The following is a 25,864-nucleotide window of genomic DNA, read 5'->3' as shown; positions in this document are numbered from 1 at the left end:
CGTGGAGGCGACGCCCGTCAGCGGCCAGATCTTCTCCGGGGAGGACTGGGCGCTCGCCGAGGTGGAACGCGCGGTCTACGAGGACTGCGCGTTCCACGACATCGACTGGTCGGAGGCGCGGCTCACCGGCTGTACGTTCCACCGCTGCGAGTTCGGCAACGTCCGCTTCAACGCGGCCGAGCTGAGCACCTGCGCGATCCTGCAGTCGACGCTGCGGCGGTGCAACCTCTTCGGTGCGACGTTGACCGATTGCAAGCTCACGGGTACGCAGTTCTCCGACTGTGATCTGCGCCCCTTGACCGTCGACGGCGGCGACTGGTCCTTCGTGTCGCTGCGCGGGGCGAACCTGACCGCCGTCGGCCTGGCCGGCCTGCGCCTGCACGAGGCGGATCTCGAGGGCGCCGACCTGAGCCGGGCCGATCTGCGCGGCGCGGACCTGTCCGCCGCCCGGCTCAAGGACGCGGTCCTCAAGGGCGCCGACCTGCGCGGGGCGGACCTGGACGGGGTGGCCCTGCGCGGCGTCGACTTGACCGGCGCGAAGATCGACATCGCCCAAGCCGGGCTGTTCGCCCGCGCGTACGGAGCGGTCATCGGTTGAGCCGGGAGTGGCTTACCTCGCCCGATGAGGCCCTACCCGGTATCGGGGCGTCAACCGACTGATACGGTCCGGAAAAAGCCGTCCCGCGGACTGGGAGTAGAGCATGGGCAAGAAGGTCACCGTCGTAGGCGCCGGGTTCTACGGGTCCACGACCGCACAGCGTCTGGCCGAGTACGACATCTTCGAGACCGTGGTGCTCACCGACATCATCGAGGGCAAGCCCGAGGGTCTCGCGCTCGACCTCAATCAGTCGCGTCCGGTCGAGGGCTTCGAGACCAAGGTCATCGGCGCCACCACCGGCCCGAACGGCGAGGGCTACGAGGCCATCGAGGGCTCCGACGTCGTCGTGATCACCGCCGGCCTGCCGCGCAAGCCGGGCATGAGCCGCATGGACCTGCTGGGCGTCAACGCCAAGATCGTGCGCCAGGTCGCCGAGAACGTCGCGAAGTACGCCCCGAACGCCGTCGTGATCGTCGTCTCGAACCCGCTCGACGAGATGACCGCGCTCGCCCAGATCGCCACCCAGTTCCCGAAGAACCGGGTCCTCGGCCAGGCGGGCATGCTCGACTCGGCGCGCTTCACCAACTTCGTCGCCGAGGAGCTCAAGGTCCCGGTCGCCAGCGTGAAGACGCTGACGCTGGGCTCGCACGGCGACACCATGGTGCCGGTGCCCTCGAAGTCCTCGGTCAACGGCAAGCCGCTCGCCGAGCTGCTGCCCGCCGAGAAGGTCGAGGAGCTGGTCACCCGCACCCGCAACGGCGGTGCCGAGGTCGTGGCCCTGCTCAAGACCGGCTCCGCGTACTACGCTCCGTCGGCCGCCGCGGCCCGCATGGCCAAGGCCGTCGCCGAGGACTCCGGCGCCGTCATGCCGGTCTGCGCCTGGGTTGACGGCGAGTACGGCATCTCCGGCGTCTACCTGGGTGTCGAGGCCGAGATCGGCGCGACCGGCGTGCGCCGCGTCGTGACCACCGACCTGACCGACTCCGAGCTGGCCGGTCTCAAGGAGGCCGCCGAGGCCGTCCGCGCCAAGCAGGCGGACGTCGCCGACCTCTGAGCATCTCCGCGTGAAGGCCGGGCCGTTTTCGGTCCGGCCTTCACGTTTTAGGCGTGGGCGACGCCGAGGCCGATCAGGATGAGACTGAGACCGGCGGCCAGGATCGTGACCGTCGACGTGGCGGCGCGTTCCGGCGACTGCTCGCGCAGCACGCAGGCGGCGACCGGGACGACGGCCGCCGCCACGAGGAGCATGCTGTTCATCGTGACGGCGAGCAGCGCCGCCAGCGCCGCCATGACCAGGATCACCCTGGTCAGGGGCCGGGGGTGCCGTTCGTCACGCTGCTCGGTGTGGGTCATCGAGGGCAAGCGTAGAACCCGCGTGCCAGCCCGGACCCGGCGACGATCACCAACCGAAGGGCAGTACGCTCGTACTGCTAAACATGTGTCCCGGGAGAGGAGCGCCGGCCGATGGCGAAAATCAAGGTCAATAACCCGGTCGTGGAGCTCGACGGCGACGAGATGACCCGGATCATCTGGAAGCAGATCCGTGAGCAGTTGATCCTGCCCTACCTCGACGTCGACCTCGAGTACTACGACCTGTCGATCCAGCACCGCGACGAGACCGACGACCAGGTGACCATCGACGCGGCCAACGCCATCAAGCGGCACGGCGTCGGCGTCAAGTGCGCGACGATCACCCCGGACGAGGCCCGCGTCGACGAGTTCGGGCTGAAGAAGATGTGGCGGTCGCCGAACGGCACCATCCGCAACATCCTCGGCGGCGTCGTGTTCCGCGAGCCGATCATCATGTCGAACGTCCCCCGGCTGGTACCCGGCTGGACCAAGCCGATCGTCATCGGCCGGCACGCGCACGGCGACCAGTACAAGGCGACCGACTTCGTGGCGCCCAGTGCGGGCAAGCTGACCATGACCTTCACCCCGGCCGACGGCTCGCAGCCGATGGAATTCCTGGTCAGTGACTTCCCGGCCGGCGGCGTCGCCATGGGCATGTACAACTACGACGAGTCGATCCGCGACTTCGCCCGCGCCTCGTTCCGCTACGGCCTGGCCCGCAACTTCCCGGTCTACCTGTCGACCAAGAACACGATCCTGAAGGCGTACGACGGGCGCTTCAAGGACCTGTTCGCGGAGATCTTCGAGACCGAGTTCGCCGAGGACTTCAAGAAGGCCGGCCTCACCTACGAGCACCGCCTGATCGACGACATGGTCGCCGCCGCCATGAAGTGGGAGGGCGGCTACGTCTGGGCCTGCAAGAACTACGACGGCGACGTGCAGTCGGACACGGTGGCGCAGGGCTTCGGCTCGCTCGGCCTGATGACCTCGGTCCTGATGACCCCGGACGGCAAGACCGTCGAGGCCGAGGCCGCCCACGGCACGGTCACCCGGCACTACCGCCAGTGGCAGAAGGGCGAGAAGACCTCCACCAACCCGATCGCCTCGATCTTCGCCTGGACCGGCGGCCTCAAGCACCGCGGCAAGCTCGACGGCACCCCGGCGGTCACCGAGTTCGCCGAGACCCTCGAGAAGGTGTGCGTCTCCACCGTCGAGGGTGGCCAGATGACCAAGGACCTGGCGCTGCTCATCGGCCGCGACGCCCCCTGGCTGACCACCGACGAGTTCATGAACGCCCTGGACGAGAACCTGGCTCGCAAGCTGTCTTCCTGACCGCTGCCCCGCACAGAGGCCTTCCGGCGTACGGCCGGAGGGCCTTCGTGCATTCGGGAGCGAATCGGCCGAACCGGGCCCGTCACCGGAATGTGATGTTTAGGATCCGTAACTAGGGGAACGCGGCCCTCGTTTCACCTAACAGAACGGATGACGGTCGCCACGCACGAGGAGTCGCCCGCCGGTCCGGCTTGCCTTGTCCCGGGCGCCGATCGGTTTCCTCGTGAAGGTGGTGGCCAGTAGGCGCGTAAGCCTGCCGTCCCTTCCCTGCGGGGGGCCTTGTCCCGGGCCCCCCGCCCCCTATTTCTCGCGCAGGATCTGCGCGGCGCGTTCGGGCTCCACGTCGTTGACGAAGGCGCCCATGGCGGACTCCGAGCCGGCCAGATACTTCAGCTTGTCCGCTGCCCGTCGGACGCTGAAGAGCTGCAGGTGCAGATAACCCAGATCCCGGCCCTCGCCGGTCACTGCCTGGTGCCAGGCGGCGATATAGGGCAGAGGCGTGTCGAACAGGGCGTCGAAGCGGCGGAGGACGTCCAGGTACAGCGGGGCGAAGGCGTCTCGTTCCGGCGCGGTCAGGGCCGGGATGTCGGGGACGTGGCGGTGCGGGGCGAGCTGCACCTCGTAGGGCCAGCGGGATGCCGCCGGCACGTAGGCGGTCCAGTGCTCGTTGGTGGCGACGATTCTGGTGCCGGCCCGGCGCTCCGCGGCCAGCACGTCGGCGTAGAGGTTGCGGCCTCCGGTGCGGTCGGCATGGCGGCGGGACGCGGTCAGCATGGCCGTGGTGCGCGGGGGGACCATCGGGTACGCGTAGATCTGGCCGTGCGGGTGGCTCAGGGTCACCCCGATCTCGACGCCCCGGTTCTCGAACGGGAAGACCTGCGCCACGCCCGGCAGGGCCGACATCTGTGCGGTACGGTCCGCCAGCGCGTCGAGCACCGTGCGGACGCGTTCGGGAGAGAGCGCACCGAAGGAGCTGTGGTGGTCGCTGGTGAAGCAGACCACCTCGCAGCGGCCCACCCCCGGCCGGACCGGGACCTCGTCGGTCAGTGCCGTGGTCTCGTCCGCCACGACCCGGTCGCTGAACGACGGGAACTGGTTCTCGAACACCACCACGTCGTAGTCGGGCGCCGGGATCTCGCTGGCGAAGTCCGCAGTGGACGGACACAGCGGACACTTGTCGGTCGGTGGCAGGAACGTGCGGGTCTGGCGGTGGGCCGCCACCGCCACCCACTCGTCGACGAGCGGGTCGTAGCGCAACTGCGAGGTCGGCGGCGGGGGCGGCAGATCGCGGGTGTCCTGCCGGTCGGTGCGGTCCGCGACCGGGTCCTCGTCGAAGTAGATCAACTCCCGGCCGTCCGACAGCTTGATCACCGTCCGGCTGCCGATCACGACCCGCTCACCACGACGAGCTCGCGCACCTGTTCGGACAGGATCGCGCGGGCGGACTCGTCGAGCTCGTCGTCGGTGATCACCACGTCGGCGCGGTGCAGGGGGACGATCGACGAGATGCCGACGGTGCCCCACTTGGTGTGGTCGGCCAGCACCACGAGCCGTTCCGCCGCGTCCACCAGCGCCCGGTTGACGTCCGCCTCCATGAGGTTGGGCGTCGTGTAGCCGGTCCGCTCGCTCATGCCGTGGACGCCCAGGAACAGCATGTCGAGGTGCAGGCTGCCGATGGCCGCGACCGCCACGGGCCCGACCAGGGCGTCCGACGGCGTGCGCGTGCCGCCGGTCAGGATGACGGTCTGGTCGGGTCGCCCGGCGCGGTAGAAGACGTCCGCGACCGGAATGGAGTTGGTGACCACGGTCAGGTCCGGCACGTCGACGAGCCGCTGGGCGAGGCCGGCGGTCGTGGTGCCGGCCGAGAGTGCGATCGCGTCGCCGGGCGAGACCATGGCGGCCGCGCGCGTCGCCATGGCGGCCTTCTCGGTGCGCTGGCGCACCGACTTGGCCGCGAACCCCGGCTCATGCGTCGAACCCGGGCTCACCGTGGTCGCGCCACCGTGTACCTTCGCGAGAAGGCCCCGGTCGGCGAGGGACTCGAGGTCGCGGCGGATGGTCATGTCGGACACGCCGTATTCGGCGGCCAGCTCGCTGACCCGGACGCCGCCGGCCGCCCGGACCCGGTCGAGGATCGCCGCTTGGCGCTGCTGGGCGAGCATCAGCGGCCCGCCCGCTTGAACCGCACTATTTCGAACACGTGCGAACACTACCCGGCGATCGGGTGTGCGCGAAAGAGTGTGTTAGATCCCTCGGCCGCGTTTGTGCAGCGCGGAGAGGACGTTCTCCACCTTCACGGCGCCGGTCATGGCCGCCAGCGCGATCGCCGTCCGCGGCTCCTTCCAGTTCGCCCGTACCGCCTCCTTGCTGAACTGCCAGGCCTGCGAGCGGTTGCCGGTCGCCGCCGACCAGCAGGCGAGCTGCCCGTAGACGCGGGCCGCGCCGGGCCGGCAGCCGCTGATCTCCGGATGGCGTTGCATCATCCAGCGCAGCGAGGAGATCTTCGTCGCGTACTCGTACGCATAATGCGAGGTCCGGCCCCACAACACCCGGACCAGCGGCTCGTCGAGGTGCACGATCGGCCGGCGCCGGGACGCGCGCAGCAGCAGGTCCCAGTCCTCGTTCTGGCTGCCCGGGGCGTCCTCGGCGACCAGCCCGATGCCGTCGGTGCCGAGCGCCTCGCGCCGGACCAGGAACGACGACGAGTGCAGCATGGCCATCCGGGAACGGGCCAGCTCGTCGATGGTGACCCGGCTGCGCCCGGCCAGCCGGGGCGTGCACTTGCCCTCGTATTCCACCTCGATCGCGCACGTGGCGAACTCGGCATCCGGCTCTGCCACGAGCGCGGCGACCTGGCGGCGCAGCTTGTCCGGTGCCCAGCGGTCGTCGTCGTCGCAGAACGCCACCAGCTCGGTGTCGAGCGCCAGGATCCCGGTGTTGCGGGCGCCGGCCAGGCCGGAGGTGCGCCAGTTGGTCAGTACCAGGACCTGGGTGCCCTCGGTGGAGGCGAGCAGGTAGTCGGGCTCGGTCTGGTCGTAGACGACCACCACCTTGATCTCGCCCGGGTAGTGCTGGTCGCGGACCGCCGCGATCGCCTTGCGAACCAGCTCGGGGCGGTTGCGGGTGGGGATCACGACGCCGACGGACGGCCAGTTCATCACGCCTCCTGGGGGGCTTCTGCGGGGTTGAGCGGGTAGCCGTACGCGCGCAGCATCGGCGCGCACACGGCGCCGACCAGCCGTCGCTGGCTGCCGGGCAGGGCGCGTACCCACGCGTCGTCGCGGCGCAGCGGCAGCCGTCCGACCGTGAAACGCATCGGGTTGCCGGCGGCGCTGTGGCTGACCCCCAGGTCCGCGTACCCGTCGCCGAGGAAGCCGAGGTCGGCCTCGGCGACCGGAACGCCGGCGTAGGCGGCCAGGTCGCGCAGCGCCGCCCGGGGATCGGTGAGGAACTGTTCGTAGCGGATCCGCCGGACCGGCACCCCGCGGCGGGCGAGCAGCCCGAAGGCCGCGTTGTGCGCGTTCCAGAGCAGGGCGGAGCGTCCGGGGGAGTAGCGGGTCATCTCGTCGCCGCCGTCGGTCTCCGGCCGGGTGACGGTCTTGGTCCAGGAGTACGCGACCCCGCGGGCGTCCCGCACCACGTGCACGACCCGCAGGTCCACGTCGTCCGCCCAGCGCAGCACGTGGGCCAGTGCGCTGTGCTTGGACGAGTCGACGACCACCGACGCGCCGGAGACCTCGGCCGCGGCCGCGTACACGCGGGAGTAGAAGGTTGCGTACTCGCGGACGTCGGCGAGCTGCGCCGGGGGCAGGTGGGTGGCGGCGAGGCGAGGGATGAAGCGGGTGCGCTCGACCGTGTCGCGCAGCGCGTGCACGCGGTCGACGTCCACATTGTGCCATCCGCCGTACGCACGCTCGCCGACCCGCTTCCAGAAGGTGCAGGCCGCAAACCGGGCACCGCAGCCGCACCGCTCGTTGTCCCGAATGTCGCGCTGCCAGAGGTGGACGATCTCGCCCAGCGTGCACACCGAGGGCAGCTCGCCGAGGAGGCGCTCCACGAGCGTCGTGCCGCTTCGTCCTAATCCGCCCAGATAGACGACGTGTGCCACTTCTGACCGCCTTCGCTCGTTTCGCTCCTATAACGAGCGAACAAGCCTGAAGGAGGCGTTGCGTTGTCAATCGACGCTTTCGACCGTGTCCAGCTCGACGGAACCGGTTTCGACCCGATGACCGAGGGCGAGGTGGTCGCCGTGGTCCGCGAGGCGATCGCGGCCGGCCGCGGCGGCCGCATCGTCACTCCCAACGTCGACATCCTGCGGCAGTCGCGGGTGGACGACCGGGTCCGCGGCTACCTCGACGACGCCGACCTCATCGTCGCCGACGGCATGCCGCTCGTCTGGGCCAGCAAGCTGAGCGGCACGCCGCTGCCCGAACGGGTCGCCGGCAGCAGCCTCATCTGGTCGCTGTCGCGCGGCCTCGGGCACGACCGCCGGTCCGTCTTCGTCGTCGGCGGGCGGCCGGAGAACGACGGCGTTCCGGACGGCGCCACCCGGGCTGCGGACCGGCTCGCCGCCGAATGCGCGGGCCTGCGCGTCGCGGGCACGCTCTGCCCACCCTTCGGCTTCGAGTCCGACGAGCAGGCATATGCGGACGTGTGCGCCAAGATCGCCGGCGCCGAACCCGACCTGGTCTTCGTCGGCCTAGGCTTCCCCAAGCAGGAGGAGGTCGTCACCCGGCTGCGGGAGACCATGCCCCGTGCCTGGTTCGTGGGCTGCGGCGCGGCGGTCAACTTCGTGGCCGGCGACGTGGAACGGGCGCCGCGCTGGATGCAGCGCACCGGCCTGGAATGGGCGCACCGGATCGGCACCGAGCCGCGCCGGCTGGCCGGGAGATACCTCAAGCACGACGCCCCGTACGCGCTCCGGCTGCTGGCCCAGGCGAGCCGGCGCGCGCAGGTCACTCCGGATTGAAGTAGGGGTCCTTCGTCAGCCGGGCGAAGGCCTGGAAGGCGGGCCGGTCCCCGGTGAGCTGGAACTGCTGGTTCGGCCCGTTGCCCTCGGGATCGCTCTCGAAGTACACGACCGCCTTGATCTGCGGGTTGGCCTTGAAGGTGCGCTGGGCGTCGCGCAGCCAGGCCGCCCGCCCGTCCGGTCCCCAGGCCTTCGCCACGCCGAACTCGCCGATGACGATCGGCTTGGGGCGCTGGGCGGCCCACTGCAGGAACGGGCCCATGAGCCGGCCTATCGGTTGGAAGAGGTTGCCGGCGTACACGTCCACGCAGGTCCAGTCGACGTGGTCGTCGCCGGGGTAGAAGGCCGGCGCGTCGCCGCGGATGAAGCCCTCCGCCGTCGGGCACCAGACCCACGAGACGTTCTTCGTACGCTCCTGCGCGAAGATCTCCCGGATGTGTTTGTACGCGGCGATGTAATCCTCGCCGGACCACATCGTGGCCCGCAGGTTGGGCCGGTCCATCTCCCAGCGGATCCGCAGCAGCAGCGGCTTGCGCACCTTGCGGATCGCGCGGGCCTGCTGGCGGATCAGCCGGTCGTGCTCGCCCGCGACGATCGAGCGGTTGTCGCCGGTCGCCCAGCTCACCATCAGCGTGGCGTCCTGGGCCAGGAACTCCGCGTCCGACTCGGTGCCGACGAGCTGCTCGAAGCGGCGGTACGTGTTGACGATGTCCAGCCGCCGGCCGAGGTTGCGTTCGAGGCCGTCCACGGCCTCCACCCGGCCCGCATGGGTCAGCGCCTCCGGCTTGATCCACGCGCCCAGGTACGCGCCGGACGACGGCGCCTCGAACGGTCCCGCCTCGAACGGCCCCGGGTTCACCGCGACCGCGGGCGGCGGGCTCGTCAGATCGGGCGACGGCGTCGGAGCGGGCTCGGCCCGCCGGTGCGAGGTGCAGCCGGCGAGCACGAGCACGATCAGCCCCAGCAGGGCGGCAGCGCGGCGTGCGGCCATTACTTCTTCCGGCGCGCCACGTAGAGCACGTTGACCGCGAACCCGTCCGTGCCGGGCAGCGCGCGCGCCGCCGCGTCGGCGGCCCGGGCCAGCGGATTGCCGTTCAGCGACTCGGTGAGCATGGAGAAGCCGCGCCGCTCGGCGATCTCGAAGCCGTGCCGGTCCAGCAGCCGCTCGACCTCGGCATGGGAAAGCTCGGCGAACCAGCGCTCACCGGAGTGCCGCCGGGCCCGCAGGTGGCGCAGCGAACCGGCGTTGCCGTGGTTCTCCACCACGAGCAGCCCGGCGTCCGGCGTCGGCAGCGCCTTCGCGGCGAAGGCGACGGCCCGGTCGCGGACCGCCTCGTCGACGTTGAGCAACAGCCGGAACATGGTGACGATCGCCGGGTGCCCGGCCGGCACCGGGTTCGGCACCGGGCCGTCCGGGGGGATCTGGTGCCACCGCGCCCGCGAGCCGACCTCCTCGGCCTTGGCCATCATCTCGGCCGAGGTGTCGTAGCCGTGCGCCTCGCGGACCAGGCCGTGCAGGGTCCGGATGGCGCGGCCGGTCCCGCAGGCGAAGTCATGCTGGACGGGCAGCTTCGCGCCGAACTCCCGCTGCACGAGCTTGCGCAGGTACGCCTGCTGCCGCTCGTTGATCTGCGAGGCGTAGCTGTCCGGCGCGTACGTCACGTGCTCGTACTTGTCGACTGCGTCCGCGTCCTGGAACACCTTGGTGTAGTCGGTGGTCAATCGGTCCTCCTTGACGAGAGTTGGCGGGGATTGAAGGCCCCGAGGGCGAGCCGGCCGCGCAGCAGCCACGCGCCGGCGCCGAACGCGGCCACGGCGAGCCCGGACGCGAGCGCCAGGGCGGCCGGACCGGAGCCGGCCACCGCGAGCACCGCTCTCGGGAGCACGCCGAAGCACGCCACCGACAGGGCGGCGGCGGCGAGCGTGCCGCGGCCGAACGGGTGCAGCCGCGCGGCCCGGCCGACCTGAACGAGCGGCAGCAGGTTGTTCGCCATGAGCGCGCAGGCCAGCCCGATCGCGGCGCCCAGCGCGCCGTACCGGGGAATCAGGAGCACGTCCAGGCCGACCGTCACGACCAGGGCGACCAGGACGTTGGCGAGGTTCCACGAGGTGCGTCCGGCCATGGCGAGCACCATGTCGACCATGCCGCAGCCGGTGGCGAAGAGCATCGCGCAGGCCAGCACCACGACCACCGGTGTGCCCGAGCGGTACCCCGGGCCGAACAGTCCGAGGTAGACCGGGGCCAGGAGGATCACCATCAGGTTGATCGGCCAGGTGACGAGCACGAGCCAGCCGGTCGCCGTCTGGTACAGGTGGTTCGCGGTCCGCCGGTCGCCGACCGCCAGCGCCTCCGCGAGCCGCGGCTGCACCGACTGGGAGATGCCCTGGTTGGCGAACTGGATCAGGACGACGAAGCGCCCGGCGACCGCGTAGACCGCGGCCGGCGCCAGTCCGGCGAGCGCCGCCACCAGCAACACGTCGACGCGTTGCAGGGCGAGTTGGGCGACGCTGGCCAGCGCGCGTGGCCCGGTGAAGCGCCAGAAGTCGCGGCGCAGGTCGAGGCGCTCGCTGCGCCGGCTGCGGAAGCGCGCCGGCTTGCCGGTCAGGTAGATCCTGCGCAACGCCACGGCCGCCAGGACCGTCACCGGCAGGTACGGTACCGCCCATGCCAGGGCGAACGCGGGCAGCGTGACGCCGACCCAGAGCGTGGCCACTCCGGCCGCGCCGACGCACAGCAACTGCAGCGCGCTGCGCAGGACGCGGTCGAGGGTCACGGTCGGGCGCATGGCCTTGTAGCCGCGGGTGGCCGTCAGCAGCGTGTCGGTCAGGGCCTGCAGGGGCAGGAACAGCGCGAGGATCCGCAGCCCGGCGATGTGCTCGGCGACCACGTGCGGCGATCCGGCGGCGGTCAGGTGCGCGATGGAGGGCGCCGCGATCCACATCGCGGCGCCCAGCAGGGTCGCCAGCACGAGCACCGGCGTCAGGCCGGTCCGCAGGCAGGCGCCGAGCAGATGCTCACGCCCGGTGGCCCGCAGCCGCGCGGGCCAGTACACCAGGCCGGTCTGGGTGCCGAGCTTCGCGCACCCGCCGACGAGGACGAACGCCGCGGTGGCCGCGAAGAAGGCGCCGGCCTGCTCGGCGCCGAGGCCCCGCGCGACGATCCAGGTGACCACGACTCCGGTGCCGCCAGCCAGCGCCGAACCCGCCATGTTCGCCAGGCCACCGCGGGCGGCCCCCCGCGTACCCCGCTCCGGTGGAGCCTCGGTGGCGACGACGGTCATGAGGAACGCCAGATGGGTACGCGACTCAGCCACGTCATCAGGGCCTCGTCGTGCGAGGCGTAGTGGCTCGACAGCTCCCGGCGGATGCCGGGGTCCATGTCGGACTGTCGAGGCCGGGCGTTGTGCCGCTCGAAGGGCGGATGGCCGAGGTTGATCGGCAGGCCGAGGAACGCGCACACCTCGTCGTAGACCTGTTCGGGCTCGCGGAAGAACCGCTCGCTCTCCACCACGTGGATGCGTTCCCGGCCGACGTGCTGCGCCATGACGCTCAGGTAGCGGGCATACTCGCCACGGGCGCGGTAGGCCTGGTGCTGATGCGCGAACGAGTAGTAGGCCGGATCCGCCGCGAGCCGCTCCTCCTGGCGGTGCAGCCGGGCGGGCTCCAGAGCAAGGGCGTTGCCGAAGTTGCGCTCGTTCTCGAAGCCCCGCGCCACCTCGTGGTGGTGCTGCGAGTACGCCCGTTCCACCGGGTCGCGGACCAGCACCACGAGCTTCGTGCCGGGCAGGTCGGCGGCGATCCGTGCGGCGGCCTGCGGGTGGTACATGTAGTAGGGGCTCGACTCGAACGTCTGCGCGGGGACCCCGTACGTGTCGTAGACCTTGTCGGCCTGCCGCTGCGTGGGGAAGTGCGCCTTGTACCAGGACATGCCGCGCTCGTACGACACGTCGAAGTAGTGCACGCCCTTGTGCAGCACCGCCTTGAGCACCGCCGGATGCGCGGCGAGCGCCCGGTAGAGCGAGGTGGTGCCGCAGCGCTGCCCGCCGCAGATGAGGAACGACGGCGTCATCCGGCGGGGCGCGGTCAGCCTGCCGTACGAGCGCGAACCGAGGTGCACGACCCGCTTGACGGGCGACGGAACCTTGCGGACATCCATCAGAGCTTCTCCACCCTTCGAATCAGTACGGGCAGCAGCCACGTCCCCAGCACGCCGAGGCGGGCGCCCGCCTCGGCCTGCCGGTCGGCCAGATAACGAGCGGCGAGGTCGACGAGGTAGAGCAGGGCGGTCAGCTCCCGGGCCTCCGGCGCGACCCGGAACGGATGGAGGAGCTCACCGGCGCGGCGTACGGTGGTCTCCACCGCGCCTTCCGCGTCCCCGCTGGACTGGATCCGGCGCTGCAACTCGTAGTGGATGGCGTCGAAGCCGACCGGCACGCCCTTGGTGAACCGCTCCCAGTCCCAGACCAGCAGCGCGTCGGCGAGATTCGCCATGTTCCACGGCGCCCAGTCGCCGTGCCAGGAGCCGTAGCGCAGCACGGAGTCTCCGGCGTGCGCCGCGAGCAGCTCCGCGGCCGCGGCCAGCTCGACTCCCTCGGAGCGGTCGGCCACCGCCGCGAGGCGACCGCGCAGCTCGGCCCAGTAGGCGCTGCCGACCAGCGTGCCGTTGGTGTACCCGCAGCACCCGGCGATCTCGTACATCGCCGCGGTGAGCCGGCGCGGGGTCAGCGGTGCCCGCGGAAGCCACACCGGCAGAGCCGACTGGATCAGCACCTGGGAGCCGCGCCACTGCCCGGCATGCAGCACCCGGGGCACGGTGAGCTTGGACAGCCCCACCGTGCCGAGCGCGGTCAGCGCGGCGGTCTCGGCCCGCACCAGGCGCTGGGTCAGCGGTCCGGTGCCGAGCTTGCCGAAGCCGAAGGTCTCGCCGTCGGGGCTGATGAGCTGCAGCACCGGCTTGCGATTGGCCCGAGCCGGTCCGATGTGGATGCTCATCGAAAGGTCCCGGCCCAGCGCCTCGCGCAGGTAGCCGTCGATGCTCTCCCGCGCCGGCCCGGTGACCCGCACCCGGTCGCGCAGCAGCACGCTGGAGGCGCCGGTACGCACGGCGGCCACCACCGCGTCGCGCTTGAGCCGGGCGGCGCGGGACTGCGGCTCGGCATAGCGGCGGACGGCGGCGGCGGCGACCCGGCGGGACGTGGTCGGCACCAGCAGCCGGGGCCGCCGGGCGTCCGGGACGACGAGGTACTCGGCGATCGGCTCGCCGCGCCGGTCGTCGGTGGAGCAGGGCGCCGGGTAGAGGAGAGCGAGCACCTCGGCCAGGTACTGCGCGCGCAGCGCCGAGTCGCCGGCGGTCAGCTCGGCCGGCGCGGTCTTAACGGGCATGTGCGTCCCCCTCGATGTGGTTGCGCCAGAGCAGCGCGTAGGCCAGGAACATGAACGCCAGGGGGGTGGGGATCGCGTTGTACCAGAGCATCGCCGCGAACGAGCTCACGATGGCGGCGCTGCCGGCGATCCCGATCGGCGTGCGGTCCCGCCGGAAGCGCCACAGGCCGAACCCGAAGAAGGTCAGGTAGGCGACGGTGCCGACGGTGCCGTGGGCGTACATGAGCTGCCAGAGCTGGCCGTTGCCGCCGACGGTGAAGTTGCCGCAGCGCTCGCACTCCGAACTCTCGCCGACGGCGATCGAATTGCGGCCGCCGATCGTGTTGCGGGTCGAGCCGTAGCCCACGACCGGCGAGTCCACGAACCCGTCCATGGCCCGGTCGATGAGGAACGAGCGCACGCCGTTGGACTTGCCGTTGTCCAGCCGCGCGTCGACCACGTCGCCCAGCGGGGTGGCCAGCAGGGCGAGGACGAGCCCGGCGGCGGCCAGCACGACCGCGCCGATGATCCACAAACGACCCATCAGCACGTAGCGGGCCGCCACGTAGCAGACGACGACCCCGATGCCGATCCACAGCCCGCGGTTGAGGGAGACGACCGCGGGCACGATCGCGACGGCGAGGCACAGCACCGCGAGCACCTTGTCCCGGGTACGGCGGGTCGCCCAGGCGGCCACCACCAGCCAGCCCATCAGGAGGCAGAAGTTGTTGCCCCAGGTGTTGGTGTAACCCCAGGGCGCGGCCGGGCGAGGCTTCTCGCCGCCGACCAGGTCCATGATCTGCGCCGCGTACGGGTGCACCAGCGACTGCACGAATCCCTTGCTGCGTATGCCGCCCGGCAGCAACCACTCCACCGGCGAGGTGAACTCGAACCGGCCTGCGACCATGCCCAGCAGGCCCCCGGCCACCGTCACCACGAAGAGCCAGCCGAGCAGCTTCGCCAGGCGACGGCGGGGCAGCTCCTCCTCGGTGAGGTTGCCGGTGTAGACGAGCAGGATGGTCAGGGACGCGTACATGCAGAGCCGGTAGAGGACTGCGACCAGGCGGTCGCTCGCGTGCTCGACCACCGTCCCGGCCGGGTCGGCGCCGAGCGCGGCGATGCTGATGACGACGGCCGCGAGGAACAGCGCCCACCAGCCGAACCCGGGCGGCAGCCGCAGCGGGCGCCCGGCGGCCCGGCGCCGCAGCAGGAGGACCAGCATCGGCACGGCCATGATCGGGAAGATCAGGACGCCGAGGCCCAGCGCCCACCACAGGGGATAGAGCGCGAGCACGCTCGCGACCGGCCACGCCGGCAGTGAGATGGGTCGTTGCGGTGCCGTGCCGTGTGCCGCCCGCTGCTTCGCGCCCGGGACGACCAGGGTCACTTGTCGTCCGGCTTCTCGGTGATCCGGGCCGCGGTGGGGGAGGGCTTGGCCGCAGGGGTCAGGTCGATCACCGCGGTGACGTCCTCGGTGCCGTCGCCCTGCCGGGGTGGCCGGACCGGGCCGCCCTGCGGCAGGCGCAGCGGCTGGGTGCGGTCATCGTCGATGGCCGCGGGCTCGGCCGGCTTCTGCGCGCTCAGCGCCACCACCGGCAGGATCTCCTCGGCCGCGGACCGCCGCACGCCGGTGAGCTGGGGCAACACCACGGCGCCGAGCAACGGCGTGCCGACCCGGCTGAGCTGTTCGGCCGCGTCGAGCAGGGCGGGCCGCTTCGCCCGGCGCAGCTCGACCGCGAGGATGGCGGCGTCGGCGAGGCTGGCCAGGCTCTGCGCGTCGGCGCTGCTGTTGGTGGACGGGGCCTCGATGACGACGTACCCGGTCTGCCGGCGCAGCGCCTCCAGCGTGTCGCGCAGCCGCTGCGACTGCATCAGGCCCGCCGCGGTCGCGGCGCCACCGGTCGTGATGACCCGCAGCGACGGAATCCGCGGGGTCCGCTGCAACGCCTTCGCGAGCCCGATGCGGCCGGCGAGCAGGTCGGACAGGCCGGGCATCGCGGAGACCCCGAGCATGCGGGCCAGCGGCGCGGCGTCGAGGACGCTGTCCGGCAGATGCGCGCCCATGAGGACCACGTCGCTGCCCGTACGCGCCAGCGCGGCGGCCAGGTTGGCGGCGACGAGCGTGGTGGCCGAGCCGCGGCTGGCGCCGGTGACGACGATGATCTGATCGCCCGCGTTCAGGCTGGCCAGGATCTCGTTGCGGAGGCGGTTGAAGACCCGGCCGCCCGGACCGTACGGCTGCAGCACGTCGTCGAAGTGCGGGGTGGTGCGCTCGTCCAGCGCGGCGAGCACCGGCACGCGGCCGCGGTCCCGGACGTCGGCGGCGGTCCGCAGCCGACGGTCGAAGCGCTCCCGGACGAACGCCAGGCCGAGCCCGGCGATCAGGCCGATCATCGCGCCGGCCGCGATGTTGAGCATCGTGTTCGGGCTGGTGGGCTCCTCCGGCTCGCGGGCGTCGCTGATGATGTTGCCCGCGCCGACGGTGGCCGTGGTCAGTTCGTTGAGCCGGCCGGTCAGATTGTTGAGCTGGTTCTGCGAGTTGCCTCGCAGGCTCTCCAGGTTGCTGCGCTCAGAGCTGCCGCTGGCCGCCTTCGCCAGCCGGTTGTTGAGGCTCGTCAGCGTCGTGGTGAGCTGCTTGACCTTGAGGCTGAGCGTCTTGATCCGCTGGTCCAGACCGGAGCGTGCACTCTCCTCCCGGTTGCGCAGGTACGCCTCCGCGAACGCGTGCGACCCGGCCTGGGCGTCCTTCGGGTTGTCGGCCTCGAAGCGGATCACCAGCACCGTGGTGTTGGCCGGCACCTCGACCGAGACGCGCTTGGCCAGCTCGATCGGCGAGACGGGGGAACGCAGCAGCGCCGCCGCCTTCGCCGCCACCGCGCCGGAGCCGACGAGCTGGGCCTCGGTGTCGAGGTTGATCGTGCCCTTGGTGCGGCCACCGGAGGCGTTGGTGTCCTGGTCGACGGCCTGCACGAGCACCGATGTGGAGGACTCGTAGACCCTGGGCAGGGTCTGGGTGATGGCGGCACCGATACCGAGGCCGGCCCCGGTGGCGGCCACCACGACCCACCAGTGCCGGCGGAACACCCCCAGGTAGTGGGAGAGGTCGGCGGACACCGGGCGAGTCGCTTCCATCGGTACGGCGGCCCTTTCGCAGGCGGAGTTGTCGGCAATCGGGCGTTTCGCCCCCGAGGGGTAAACGGCCCGTACGCCGATGCGTAACTACTCCGCCTCGACCGGTTACTTCATCTCCGGCTCCACCCAGCCGTTCTCCACGAGGTGGGCCAGCACGAGATCGATGGCCTCCGGCACCGTCATGCCCGTGGTATCGACCACCAGCTCGGCGTCGGTGGGCACCTCGTAGGGGTCGTCGACGCCCGTCATGCCGCGGAGCTGACCGGCCCGGGCGCGGGCGTAGAGACCCTTGCGGTCGCGCTGCTCGCAGACCTCCAGCGGGGTCGCCACGTGCACCAGCACGAAGCCGGCCCCGGCGTCGGCCGCCATCTTCCGCACGGCCGCGCGGGCGTCCTCGTACGGGGCGATGGGGCACGCGACCGCCATGCCGCGGTGGCGCGCGACCTCGGCCGCCACCCAGCCGATGCGTCGCACGTTGCGGTCCCGGTCGGCCCGGCTGAACCCCAACCCGGCCGAGAGCTCCCGGCGCACCACGTCGCCGTCGAGGAACGTGATGGTCCGCTCGCCGCTCTCGCGCAGGGTGTCGGCCAGCCCGCGGGCGATCGTGGACTTTCCGGAGCCGGAGAAGCCGGTGAAGAAGACGACCAGCCCCCGGTGCCGACGCGGCGGGCGGACCCGGGTCAGCTCCTTGGCGACCGCGGGCGGGGTGTGCCACTCGGGCAGCGGGAACCCCCGGTCCAGCAGGTCGTCGATCTCCGCGGCGGACATCGCCAGGCGGCGGTTGCGCGGGGGGATGTCGTCGCGCCAGCGCCACTGGCCGTCGCGGTTGTCGTACGCCAGCTCGCGGGGCACCAGCACCCGCAGCCCGGCGCCGGAGAGCATCTCGCCGGTGGACAGCACGTGGGTGACGCCGTACGCGGCGGCGACCCGCGCCCGCAGCAGCGCGTCGCGCATCTCGTCGCCCCGGGTCATCAGCGGGACCGCGACGATGGTCGCCGGCGGCATCCGGTCGCGGGCCGCGAAGATCGCGCGGACCAGCGCCTCCGGGGGCAGACCGTCGGGGCCCGGACCGGTGACGGGTACGAAGATCAGCAGGTGGGCGGCGAGGGTACGGGCGGCGTGCGCGATCTGCGCGAGCTGGGGGCGGTGCAGCGGGCGGTCCGCGATGACGCCGAGGACGCGCCCGGGCGGCAGCAGCGCCTTGACCTCCTCGGGGGTCCGGCGCAGCCGCTGGAACGGGCCGTGCCCGCCGTCGCCCATCCGGCGCACCGTGCCGCCGACCGCGTACCGTCCCTCGGTCGTGGGCCAGGCGTCGGAGATCTCGATGGCGGCGACCGGCGCGCCCTCGGGGTCGGTCAGCACGACCGTGCGCCGCAGTGGATCGTCGAGGTCCAGGCCGTTGGCGAGCTCGGCGGGAATCTCCAGGGTGACCGCGACCGGCCACGACGTGCCGTCGGTGAGGCGGCCGCGCCGGCGCACGGACTGCAGGTCGGCGCGGCCGAGGAAGCCGGTCAGCGGCGTGTACGCCCCGGCCAGCAGCAGCTCGAGGTCGGCGAGTTCGTGCGCGCGCGGCGTGTACGTCGGCGCGTCACGCATGACGTCCTCGGGCAGCACAGAACCGTCGTTCACCTAAGACTCCCCCTGCAGTGACTTTGAGGACAGTTTCGCAGCCGGGCTCCTCAAGGTCGAGCGGGGCTCGGGGTCCGTCCGTTCTCGACGGTCGACGTGGCTCCGCGAGGTCGGGTAGTCGACAAAAGGGATTTTAATGCCGATACTGGGCGATCGTGAGACGTGGACCGCGCCGCAGCCGCTTCCTGCACCTCGCCGCCATCACGACCGTCTTCAGCATTTCGGTCGTCGCCACCCTTTCGTGGGCGTGGACCGGGGGCGTCGACCAGATCGGCCTGCCCTACGGCCCCGACCCGGTCGTGCTTCCCGGGCCGGCCGCGAGCTCGGCGCCGGGGGCGTCCCGGGGACTGCCGCCGCCCGTCGAGCCGGGCGTGCCGATGTTGCCCGGGGCGCCGCCGGCCTCCGGCGCACCCTCGCTGCCGCCGTCGGCGTCACCCTCCGCCGCCGGGACCGCCTCCGCCGGCCCCGCGGCACCGGCGCCGGCCGGCTCCTGCCGTACAGGGAAGAAGCTCGTTCCCACCTGTGGGGTCCTCTGGGGTGTTGCGCCGGGAGCCTTCACGGACACGCGGGGCAGGCAGGCACTGGCGCGCTTCGAGGAGAAGACCGAGCGGCACCAGGACGTGTTCCACGCGTACCACCGCGGCAACAACCAGCTCTTCCCGACCAAGGAGGAGGTGGCGATCGCCCGCGAGCCGGGCCGGGAGCGCATCCTCTTCCTCAACTGGAAGCCGCGCGGCACGTCATGGGCGAAGATCGCCCAGGGTGACAAGGCGACGGACAAGTTCCTGGACAAGCTCGCCGCCCACATCAAGAAGGAGTTCCCGGAGGAGTTCTTCTTCACCGTCCATCACGAGGCTGAGGACAACGTCAAGGAGAAGGCCGGCTCGGGCTACACGGCCGAGGACTACTCCCGCATGTTCCGCTACGTCGTCCAGCGGCTGCGTGCGGACGGGGTCGACAACCTGGTGACGGTGCTGGTGCATATGGCGTACGTGCCTCACACCAGCCAGAAGTGGTTCAGCGACATGTATCCCGGCGACGACGTGGTGGACTGGATCGGCTTCGACACGTACGCGTACAGCGACCCCGGCTACGGCCACGGCGACTTCGATGAACTGCTCAACCGCCAGTCCTCGGCCCGGCCCACCTGGCCCGGCTTCTACAACTGGGCGACCGGGAAGCACCCCGGCAAGCCGCTGATGGTGGCCGAGTGGGGCGTGTGGTCGTCGAAGAAGAATCCCGGCCACAAGGCGGCGTTCTACCGCGAGGTGGGACGGCAGATCCGGCGCTTCCCGCAGATCCGGGCCATGGTCCACTTCGACACCCCGCACAACCAGGAGGGGCGGGAGTCGTCGGTCGATGCGACGCCGGAGTCGCTGGCGGCGTACCGCAAGCTGGGCAAGCTGCCGATCTTCCAGGTGGATCTCGTCACCACCCTGCCATGATGGGTGATTTGTCCGGGTCGCCAAAGCCCTGCCGCGCCGAGCCCGGCGGACGACAATGGTGTTCATACGCCGGCGGCTAGCGCCCGGGTCCGCTCCGGCGGCCACGGAAAGTCGGCGGCACGGTTTCCACGGCGGGGTCCGGCGGCCTAGTACCCAGGTGATGAAGATGCGCGAAGGGAGCCCGGCATGATGCACCCCGACATCGCTGAGCAGGACGACGCGGGCGACATGTCCGCGGCCGACGCGCTCCGATTCCTGACTCCCGACCTGCGCGAGTTCCTCGCCGACCTGCACGGTGCGCCGGCGTCGATCGCCCAGGCCGCGGTGCAGCTCCTGCCCTTCGGCTCGCGGTCGGCCCTGCTGTCGACGGGCGTCGCGACGGCGGACGGCAGCGGCAGCGGGCCGGCCGGCGAGACCGGGCTGCGGCTGACCACCCTCGGTTTCGAGGTCATCGCCGAGGCGGCGATGCCCGCCGAGCCCGACGAGGTCGAACGGCTCACCTCGCTGGCGGAAGCCATCGTCGCCGAGCACAATTCCTACCGCTGAGATCACCGAGCACGATTCCAGGCGCTGAGATCGTCGAGCGCGACTCCTGCCGCCCGGGTCAGGCGGTGAGCGCCGTGGCCAGATAGCCCCTGAGCCGGCGCAGCGCCTTGGCCACCCCGGTGTGGCTGAGTCCCAGAGCGTCGCCGGTGGTCCGGTTGCTGGGCGTCTCCCCGGTCTGCTGGATCTGATCGAGCAGGTAGGTCGCCACCTTGACGGCGGTGACGTCCCCGTCGAGGCGGGCCCGCACCATCGCCCGGCGGAGCACGTCGACGGTGGCCAGGCGGTCGAAGCGGGCCGCCGTGTCGGTGTCGGTGAGGGTCGCCTCGATGCCGTCGAGGACCGCCGTGCCGCCCACTCTCCTGATCATGGCGAAGCCGTTGTTCATGGCGATCCTGAGCAGGTAGCCGGTGGGATTGCCGTCCGCGAGCACCAGGTCGCGCCGGGCCGCGGCGAGGAACTGGGCTATCGCGTCGGCGGCGAGATCCTCGATGTCGCCGCGGCCGAGCTGGCCCGCGAACCGCCGCGACAGATAGTCGCGCAGCGCGGAGAAACCCTCCTGGAAGCTGCCCGGGGGAAGCTCCGCGTCCTCCTCCAGCAGGGCGCGCACCAGACGCAGCATCGGGTCGTCCTGCCTGGTCACCGGGGATCCGGCCCCCGCGAGCGTCGCGACTCCAGCAGGCTGTAGAAGTCCGTCAGAGCGTCTTCGACGGACTCCTTGGAGAGCGGACGGGCCGGCGTCCGCAGGCTGAGGGCGATCGCCGCCGGCAGGGGTGGCTTGCCGTCGAGCTCGGCGACGTCGAGGTAGTACGTGACGATGCGGAACTCGAGTTCCCTGCCGGACGTCACGAGGTCCCGCATTCCCGCGCGGATCTCCGCCGCGTCGAACTGACCGTGGAAGACCGTCTCGGCGAACAGGTTGTCGTATTCATGACTGCCGGCCGGGATGCTGCCGGCCTCCTTGAGCCAGGCGAGCGCGGCGCGATTGGCGTCGGCCCGCAGCCCTCGGACCGGCTCACCGGCGGCGTCGCGCAGCGGGCCACTCTGCCATCGGTCGAGGACGTCGGTCACCAGCGCCTCGATGGACGCGTCGTCGATCCGGTCCGGAAAGCGGTCGCGCACGTGGGCGCAGATCTCCCGGAGAAGGCGCTCCGCGGCCTCGGAGCTCAGGGATTTCCAGGCCGGGGCCGGTGACTGCCCCGCGTGGCGGCCCGACACGTGTCGTTGATCCACCATCGCGAGTCCACCTCGACCCGTTATCTCGCTTGTGCCCGGCTTCTAGTTATTCATAGGCAAGCGCCGAGTCTACGGTGAGTTGTAGGGTCTTGGACTGAGATCATATAAACCGCGGAGCGGGTCATGTCCCTTGTCCTGGCAATGCTGACAGCGGCGGTCTTCGCGGTGTTCGGGTTTCCCTTCAGCTCCTACCAGTTCTGGCATAGCTGGAGCCGCAAGGGTTTCTTCGCCGGCTTCGCCTGCTATCTCGTGCTCGCGGGGGCCGGCGGGGGCTTCGTCGGCTGGCTTCCCGCCCAACTGGGCATCCTCACGCCGACCGAGAACGGTCTGATCAATGGCGTGATCTTCGGGGTCGCCGGCTCGCTCGCCGTCCGCGCCGACTTCGGCGGCCGTGGCGCGGCCGGCCCGGCGGAGTCCCGCCGGGCGGCGTCGTTGATCGGCAAGGGCATCGACTGGACCGCCGCGATGCTCGACCAGGTGGCCCGCCGGAGCATCGAGAACTGGGCGAAGAAGCTCTCCGACGGCGAATTGCTGGAGGTCACGCTCGACCTCGTCTACGGCATCGGTGAGGCCTCTCCCGCCGCCGTGCCGGGCCGGACGAAGCAGACGACCCTCAAGGCGATCACGGAGGCCATGGCGGCCCTGGGCAGCGGGAAGACCGAGCAGCGCGCCGAGGCCCGGGCCCGCCTGACCCAGTTCTGCCTGCACTACCTCTGCGCCCGGCGCACTCCCAAGCCGATCGGGAACGCGGGTGACGCGCGGGATGATGCCGGAGTCCGGGGACAGGCGGGCGGCGCCGGACGGCCCGCGGGTTAGCTCGTCTCGCCGGCCACCGAGAACGACCGGAGGCGGTCCACCGAGGCGACCGCGCACCCCAGCACGAAGATCGCACCCATCACCACGGCCACCGGGAGCGACACCTTGCCGTCGAGCAGCGTCGTCGGGGTGATCTTGTCGGCAATGGTGATCACGTACTGCTGGATGGACAGCACCCGGCTGCCGCTCACGAAGCGGCCGAGCAGGCCCTCCCAGACCAGGATGTAGACCAGGCCCAGCAGCACCGGACGCCGGGTCAGCAGGCTCATCAGCACGAACAGCGCCGAATACGCGAACGCGCCCACGACCGCGGCCGCGGCGAGCGCGCCACCCAGCGCCGGGGAGTGGGCCAGCCAGCCCGCGACGAACAGCGGGATCGCGGCCGTCGCCGCGGCCACCACGACCGCCACGCCCAGCTTCGCCATGATGATGTCCCGCCGGGGCAGCGGCTTGGTCAGAATGTGCACGATCGTGCCGTCGTCCACCTCGGATCCGAGCACGCCCGTGCCCACGATCAGCGACACGATCGGCAGCAAGACCGCAAGGCCGAGCCCGATGAGCACCGGGGCGCCCCATTCCGCCGGGTCCACGTCGTACGCCCGGCAGAGCCAGGCCAGGCCGACCAGCAGCATCGGCAGCGGCAGGAGAAGCAGGACCCGCCGGCGGCCGAAGAGGCCCCGGGCGGTGATCCACGCGACCGTCGACATGTCAGGCCTCCAGCAGGTAGGAGAAGACGCTCTCCAGGGATTCGTCGGACGGGATGAGTTTGCGCAGCCGGATGCCCGAGTCCAGGGCGATGCGGGGCAGGGCGCGGGTGAAGCTGCCGTAGTCGCCGGCGCGGACCGTCATCCCGTTCGCCTCGATCTCCACGCCGGTGACCGACTTCTCCCCGATGAGGGCCACGGCCAGGCGGCGGTCGTCCGACGACTGCACCGCGAAGACGTGCGGACGGTTCGTCATCAGCCGGCGGATCTTGCGATAGTCGCCCGACGCCGCCAGCCGGCCCGCCACGATCACCTGGACCGTGCCGGAGACCTGCTCCACCTCCTCGAGGATGTGGGAGCTGAACAGGATGGTGTGGCCGCGGTCGCCCAGCTCGTGCAGCAGCGCCATCATGTGCATGCGCTGCCGCGGGTCCATGCCGTTGAACGGCTCGTCCAGCAGCAGCACCTGCGGCTCGTGCACGAGCGCCGCCGCCACCCGGGTGCGCTGGCGCATGCCCTTGGAGTACGTCTCGATCCGGCGGTCCGCCGCCGGCGCCATCTCGACCATGTTCAGCGCCCATTCGGTCGCCGCGGCCGGGTCGGACAGCTTCTGCATCTTCGCCGACGCGAGCACGAACTCCCGGGCGGTGAGGAAGCCGTGCACGGCCTCGCGCTCCGCCACCAGGCCGAGCGTGCGGTAGACGGACGGGTTGCGCCAGGTCGGCGTGCCGTCGACGGTCACCGTGCCCTTCGACGGCGCGAGGAAGCCCGCCATCATGTGCAGCACGGTCGTCTTGCCGGCGCCGTTGGGGCCGAGCAGGCCGGTCACGCCCGCCTCGAGGGTCATGCTGATGTCGTTGACGGCAACGACGTTGCCGTACCAGCGGGACACGTTCTTGAGGTCCACCGTGGTCACAGCGAGGCCACCCTCCGGTAGCGGGCCAGTAGGAGCAGCAGGCACGTCGCGATCAGCGTGACCGCCTCGATGGCGTACACCGGGCCGTAGCGGCCGATGGGCAGGCCCGTGTTGGCGGACGGGACGAGCCACTGGCCGACGCCGCTCATCAGCGTCATCGGGCTGGCCAGACCGGCCATCTCCTGCACGGCCCGCGACGGCAGGTTCGCCAGTACGCCGACGACCGGCGTGGTCATCAGGAACACCGCGACGATGCCGCCGGCCGCGAACGCGCGCTTGCCGGTCAGGGACGCGATCAGCAGGCCGATGCCGGTGAACAGCAGCGCCCACAGCAGGCTGTAGCCCCAGCCGGGAAGCAGGTCGCCGAGCTCGTTCCAGACGTCCGACATCCCGTTCTTGGCGGTGAAGGCGGCGCCCAGGAAGATGATGAGCTGCGGCACGGCCAGCAGCGCCCAGACCGCGGTCACCATCGCGGCGACCTTGGCACCGATGTAGTCCGCGGCCCGCAACGGCCGGCTGAAGTAGAGCGGCAGCACCCCGGCGCGCATGTCCCGCGACACCAGCTCGGGCGCGACGATGGCGACGAAGAAGATGATCAGCCAGCTCATCGCGTCGGCGAACTGGATGTAGTTGAGCGGCAGCAGACCGGTCTGGGACCGGACGGCGGCGAGGATCACCGCGACCAGGGTCATGATGCCGACCACCAGCCACGGGAAGATCTTCGCCTTGGCCGAGCGGCCCAGGCCGTACGCGGCCCGCAGGCCGTGCACGTAGATGGCACCCAGCACCGCGCCGCGGCCGAGCCTCGGGCCGGTGTAGCGCTGGTAGCCGATGTCATGGATGACGCTGGCCTCAGACATCTGCGGTCTCCCTGGGTGCGAAGAGCTCGGCCACCCGGTGGCGTCGCTGGTCGAGACGGTGCAACGGCAGGTCGAGGTCGGCGACGGCGCGCAGGATGCGGTCGTACGTGTCCTCGTGGTCCAGCGGCACGAGCAGCATGCGCCCGTCCACCTGGGGCGTCATGCCGAGGTCGGTCAGCGCGGCGGCGAGCTCCTCCATGCCCTCGGCGACCTCGACCGCGAGCACGTCGCTGGCCTCGGTCATGGCCGAGATCCGGTCGGCCCGCAGCAGGCGGCCACCCTCGATCGCGACCAGCGAGTCGCAGATCCGCTCGACCTCGCCGAGCAGGTGCGAGCACACCACGACCGAGATGCCGAACTCGGTGCCGATGCGGTGCACCAGCGCCAGCATCGCGTCCCGCCCGGCCGGGTCGAGGCCGTTGGTGGGCTCGTCCAGCAGCAGCAGGTCGGGGTCGTGCACCAGCGCCTGCGCGAGCTTGACCCGCTGCTTCATGCCGGTCGAGTAGCCACCGATCTGGCGGTAGCGCTCCTCGTAGAGCCCCACGTGCCGCAGCGCCTCGGAGGCGCGTTCGCGTGCGGCCGTCCGCGGCAGGCCGCTGATCCGGCCCAGATGCGTGACGAACTCGGCCGCGGAGACGTCCGGCGGCAGCGCTTCGTGCTCGGGCATGTAGCCGACCTTCGCCCGGACCCGGTCCGGGTCGACCGTCGGGTCGATGCCGAAGACCTTCACCTGGCCGGCGGAGGGCGGGATCAGGCCGAGCAGAATCTTGATGAATGTCGACTTGCCGGCGCCGTTGGCGCCCACGAGGCCGATGATCCCCGGCTCGACGGAGACGCTCAGCTCGTGCAGGGCCGTCACCCGCCCGCCGTACGTCTTGGTCAACCCTTGGGTTTCGATGAGGCTCACGGCTGACAGCCTAGGGAGACTTGTCACCTCCCGGGATCAGGTGATCACCCCTACTCACCCCTGAGG

26 protein-coding genes are annotated in these 25,864 nt (G+C 71.3%); 7 read left to right on the top strand and 19 right to left on the bottom strand.

Going from position 1 to position 25,864, the window contains the following annotated elements:
• Position 1 precedes the first annotated feature (1 nt).
• Together EDD30_RS14550 and mdh are read left to right on the top strand one after the other, a co-directional pair.
• Positions 2 to 598: a pentapeptide repeat-containing protein gene (locus EDD30_RS14550; RefSeq protein WP_071807238.1), complete on the top strand. Its 597-nt coding sequence runs from the start codon at positions 2 to 4 to the stop codon at positions 596 to 598.
• A 103-nt stretch (positions 599 to 701) separates the two neighbouring features.
• On the top strand, positions 702 to 1,652 hold the full coding sequence (mdh, locus tag EDD30_RS14545) for a malate dehydrogenase (RefSeq protein ID WP_071807237.1): 951 nt from the start codon (positions 702 to 704) through the stop codon (positions 1,650 to 1,652).
• A gap of 47 nt (positions 1,653 to 1,699) precedes the next feature.
• Here the strand turns inward: mdh and EDD30_RS14540 are convergent, their stop codons facing one another.
• Positions 1,700 to 1,951 (bottom strand): hypothetical protein, encoded by a 252-nt coding sequence (locus EDD30_RS14540; protein WP_071807236.1) that lies wholly within the window; start codon positions 1,949 to 1,951, stop codon positions 1,700 to 1,702.
• 111 nt (positions 1,952 to 2,062) lie between these two features.
• Between EDD30_RS14540 and EDD30_RS14535 the strand changes: the two genes are divergently transcribed.
• The gene (locus EDD30_RS14535) at positions 2,063 to 3,280 is read left to right on the top strand and encodes an NADP-dependent isocitrate dehydrogenase (protein ID WP_071807235.1); all 1,218 of its coding nucleotides are present in this window, start codon (positions 2,063 to 2,065) and stop codon (positions 3,278 to 3,280) included.
• A 300-nt stretch (positions 3,281 to 3,580) separates the two neighbouring features.
• Here the strand turns inward: EDD30_RS14535 and galT are convergent, their stop codons facing one another.
• The 4 genes from galT to EDD30_RS14515 form a co-directional block, all read right to left on the bottom strand.
• Entirely contained in the window at positions 3,581 to 4,669 is a 1,089-nt protein-coding gene (gene galT / locus EDD30_RS14530) for a galactose-1-phosphate uridylyltransferase (protein ID WP_071807234.1), read from the bottom strand.
• Positions 4,666 to 5,442 carry a DeoR/GlpR family DNA-binding transcription regulator gene (locus tag EDD30_RS14525; protein ID WP_071807233.1) on the bottom strand — a complete coding sequence of 259 codons (777 nt, stop codon included), beginning with the start codon at positions 5,440 to 5,442 and terminating at the stop codon, positions 4,666 to 4,668. The genes galT and EDD30_RS14525 overlap by 4 nt, the downstream gene beginning before the upstream one ends.
• An 81-nt stretch (positions 5,443 to 5,523) precedes the next feature.
• Positions 5,524 to 6,438, bottom strand: coding sequence for a glycosyltransferase family 2 protein (locus tag EDD30_RS14520; protein WP_071807232.1), 915 nt, complete (start codon positions 6,436 to 6,438; stop codon positions 5,524 to 5,526).
• A complete protein-coding gene (locus tag EDD30_RS14515) occupies positions 6,438 to 7,388 on the bottom strand; it encodes a sulfotransferase (protein ID WP_071807231.1) in 951 nt (316 codons plus the stop codon). The genes EDD30_RS14520 and EDD30_RS14515 overlap by 1 nt, the downstream gene beginning before the upstream one ends.
• A gap of 63 nt (positions 7,389 to 7,451) precedes the next feature.
• Between EDD30_RS14515 and EDD30_RS14510 the strand changes: the two genes are divergently transcribed.
• Complete coding sequence (locus tag EDD30_RS14510; protein WP_071807230.1) at positions 7,452 to 8,249, top strand: WecB/TagA/CpsF family glycosyltransferase; 798 nt, start codon at positions 7,452 to 7,454, stop codon at positions 8,247 to 8,249.
• Here the strand turns inward: EDD30_RS14510 and EDD30_RS14505 are convergent.
• The 8 genes from EDD30_RS14505 to cysC all read right to left on the bottom strand — a co-directional run bounded on the left by EDD30_RS14505 (position 8,236) and on the right by cysC (position 18,371).
• Positions 8,236 to 9,240 (bottom strand): glycosyl hydrolase, encoded by a 1,005-nt coding sequence (locus EDD30_RS14505; RefSeq protein ID WP_071807229.1) that lies wholly within the window; start codon positions 9,238 to 9,240, stop codon positions 8,236 to 8,238. The two genes, EDD30_RS14510 and EDD30_RS14505, sit on opposite strands and share 14 nt — an antisense overlap.
• Positions 9,240 to 9,971 carry a methyltransferase domain-containing protein gene (locus EDD30_RS14500; protein ID WP_071807228.1) on the bottom strand — a complete coding sequence of 244 codons (732 nt, stop codon included), beginning with the start codon at positions 9,969 to 9,971 and terminating at the stop codon, positions 9,240 to 9,242. Before EDD30_RS14500 ends, EDD30_RS14505 begins: the two co-directional genes overlap by 1 nt.
• Entirely contained in the window at positions 9,968 to 11,563 is a 1,596-nt protein-coding gene (locus EDD30_RS14495) for a lipopolysaccharide biosynthesis protein (RefSeq protein WP_244945244.1), read from the bottom strand. Before EDD30_RS14495 ends, EDD30_RS14500 begins: the two co-directional genes overlap by 4 nt.
• Positions 11,527 to 12,405, bottom strand: a complete 879-nt coding sequence (locus EDD30_RS14490) for a sulfotransferase family protein (RefSeq protein WP_071807226.1) — start codon at positions 12,403 to 12,405, stop codon at positions 11,527 to 11,529. The genes EDD30_RS14495 and EDD30_RS14490 overlap by 37 nt, the downstream gene beginning before the upstream one ends.
• Positions 12,405 to 13,631 carry a hypothetical protein gene (locus EDD30_RS14485; protein WP_123678287.1) on the bottom strand — a complete coding sequence of 409 codons (1,227 nt, stop codon included), beginning with the start codon at positions 13,629 to 13,631 and terminating at the stop codon, positions 12,405 to 12,407. The genes EDD30_RS14490 and EDD30_RS14485 overlap by 1 nt, the downstream gene beginning before the upstream one ends.
• Entirely contained in the window at positions 13,621 to 14,997 is a 1,377-nt protein-coding gene (locus EDD30_RS14480) for an O-antigen ligase family protein (protein WP_084556424.1), read from the bottom strand. Before EDD30_RS14480 ends, EDD30_RS14485 begins: the two co-directional genes overlap by 11 nt.
• Positions 14,994 to 16,742: a Wzz/FepE/Etk N-terminal domain-containing protein gene (locus EDD30_RS14475; protein WP_071805857.1), complete on the bottom strand. Its 1,749-nt coding sequence runs from the start codon at positions 16,740 to 16,742 to the stop codon at positions 14,994 to 14,996. Before EDD30_RS14475 ends, EDD30_RS14480 begins: the two co-directional genes overlap by 4 nt.
• A gap of 105 nt (positions 16,743 to 16,847) precedes the next feature.
• Entirely contained in the window at positions 16,848 to 18,371 is a 1,524-nt protein-coding gene (gene cysC / locus EDD30_RS14470) for an adenylyl-sulfate kinase (protein ID WP_071805856.1), read from the bottom strand.
• A 155-nt stretch (positions 18,372 to 18,526) separates the two neighbouring features.
• Between cysC and EDD30_RS14465 the strand changes: the two genes are divergently transcribed.
• The gene (locus EDD30_RS14465) at positions 18,527 to 19,816 is read left to right on the top strand and encodes a glycoside hydrolase family 26 protein (RefSeq protein WP_071805855.1); all 1,290 of its coding nucleotides are present in this window, start codon (positions 18,527 to 18,529) and stop codon (positions 19,814 to 19,816) included.
• Positions 19,817 to 20,002: 186 nt separating this feature from the next.
• Positions 20,003 to 20,362, top strand: a complete 360-nt coding sequence (locus tag EDD30_RS14460) for a hypothetical protein (protein ID WP_071805854.1) — start codon at positions 20,003 to 20,005, stop codon at positions 20,360 to 20,362.
• 58 nt (positions 20,363 to 20,420) lie between these two features.
• Here the strand turns inward: EDD30_RS14460 and EDD30_RS14455 are convergent, their stop codons facing one another.
• Positions 20,421 to 21,002, bottom strand: a complete 582-nt coding sequence (locus tag EDD30_RS14455) for a hypothetical protein (RefSeq protein ID WP_071805853.1) — start codon at positions 21,000 to 21,002, stop codon at positions 20,421 to 20,423.
• Positions 20,999 to 21,595: a hypothetical protein gene (locus EDD30_RS14450; protein ID WP_071805852.1), complete on the bottom strand. Its 597-nt coding sequence runs from the start codon at positions 21,593 to 21,595 to the stop codon at positions 20,999 to 21,001. Before EDD30_RS14450 ends, EDD30_RS14455 begins: the two co-directional genes overlap by 4 nt.
• Positions 21,596 to 21,718: 123 nt before the next feature.
• Here EDD30_RS14450 and EDD30_RS14445 point away from each other — a divergent pair, with 123 nt between their 5' ends.
• On the top strand, positions 21,719 to 22,411 hold the full coding sequence (locus EDD30_RS14445) for a hypothetical protein (RefSeq protein WP_143162702.1): 693 nt from the start codon (positions 21,719 to 21,721) through the stop codon (positions 22,409 to 22,411).
• Here EDD30_RS14445 and EDD30_RS14440 read toward each other — a convergent pair.
• Genes EDD30_RS14440 through EDD30_RS14425 form a run of 4 tightly spaced genes read right to left on the bottom strand, consistent with a single transcriptional unit; the run spans position 22,408 to position 25,798 of the window.
• Entirely contained in the window at positions 22,408 to 23,118 is a 711-nt protein-coding gene (locus EDD30_RS14440; RefSeq protein ID WP_071805850.1) for an ABC transporter permease, read from the bottom strand. The two genes, EDD30_RS14445 and EDD30_RS14440, sit on opposite strands and share 4 nt — an antisense overlap.
• A 1-nt stretch (position 23,119) precedes the next feature.
• On the bottom strand, positions 23,120 to 24,031 hold the full coding sequence (locus EDD30_RS14435) for an ABC transporter ATP-binding protein (RefSeq protein ID WP_211277800.1): 912 nt from the start codon (positions 24,029 to 24,031) through the stop codon (positions 23,120 to 23,122).
• On the bottom strand, positions 24,028 to 24,891 hold the full coding sequence (locus EDD30_RS14430) for an ABC transporter permease (RefSeq protein ID WP_071805848.1): 864 nt from the start codon (positions 24,889 to 24,891) through the stop codon (positions 24,028 to 24,030). Before EDD30_RS14430 ends, EDD30_RS14435 begins: the two co-directional genes overlap by 4 nt.
• A complete protein-coding gene (locus EDD30_RS14425; RefSeq protein ID WP_071805847.1) occupies positions 24,884 to 25,798 on the bottom strand; it encodes an ABC transporter ATP-binding protein in 915 nt (304 codons plus the stop codon). The genes EDD30_RS14430 and EDD30_RS14425 overlap by 8 nt, the downstream gene beginning before the upstream one ends.
• Positions 25,799 to 25,864: the final 66 nt, after the last annotated feature.

Origin of the sequence: Couchioplanes caeruleus (genome assembly GCF_003751945.1) — a bacterium.
Taxonomy (GTDB): Bacteria; Actinomycetota; Actinomycetes; order Mycobacteriales; family Micromonosporaceae; genus Actinoplanes; species Actinoplanes caeruleus.
This window is presented reverse-complemented; position numbering and strand designations above follow the sequence as displayed.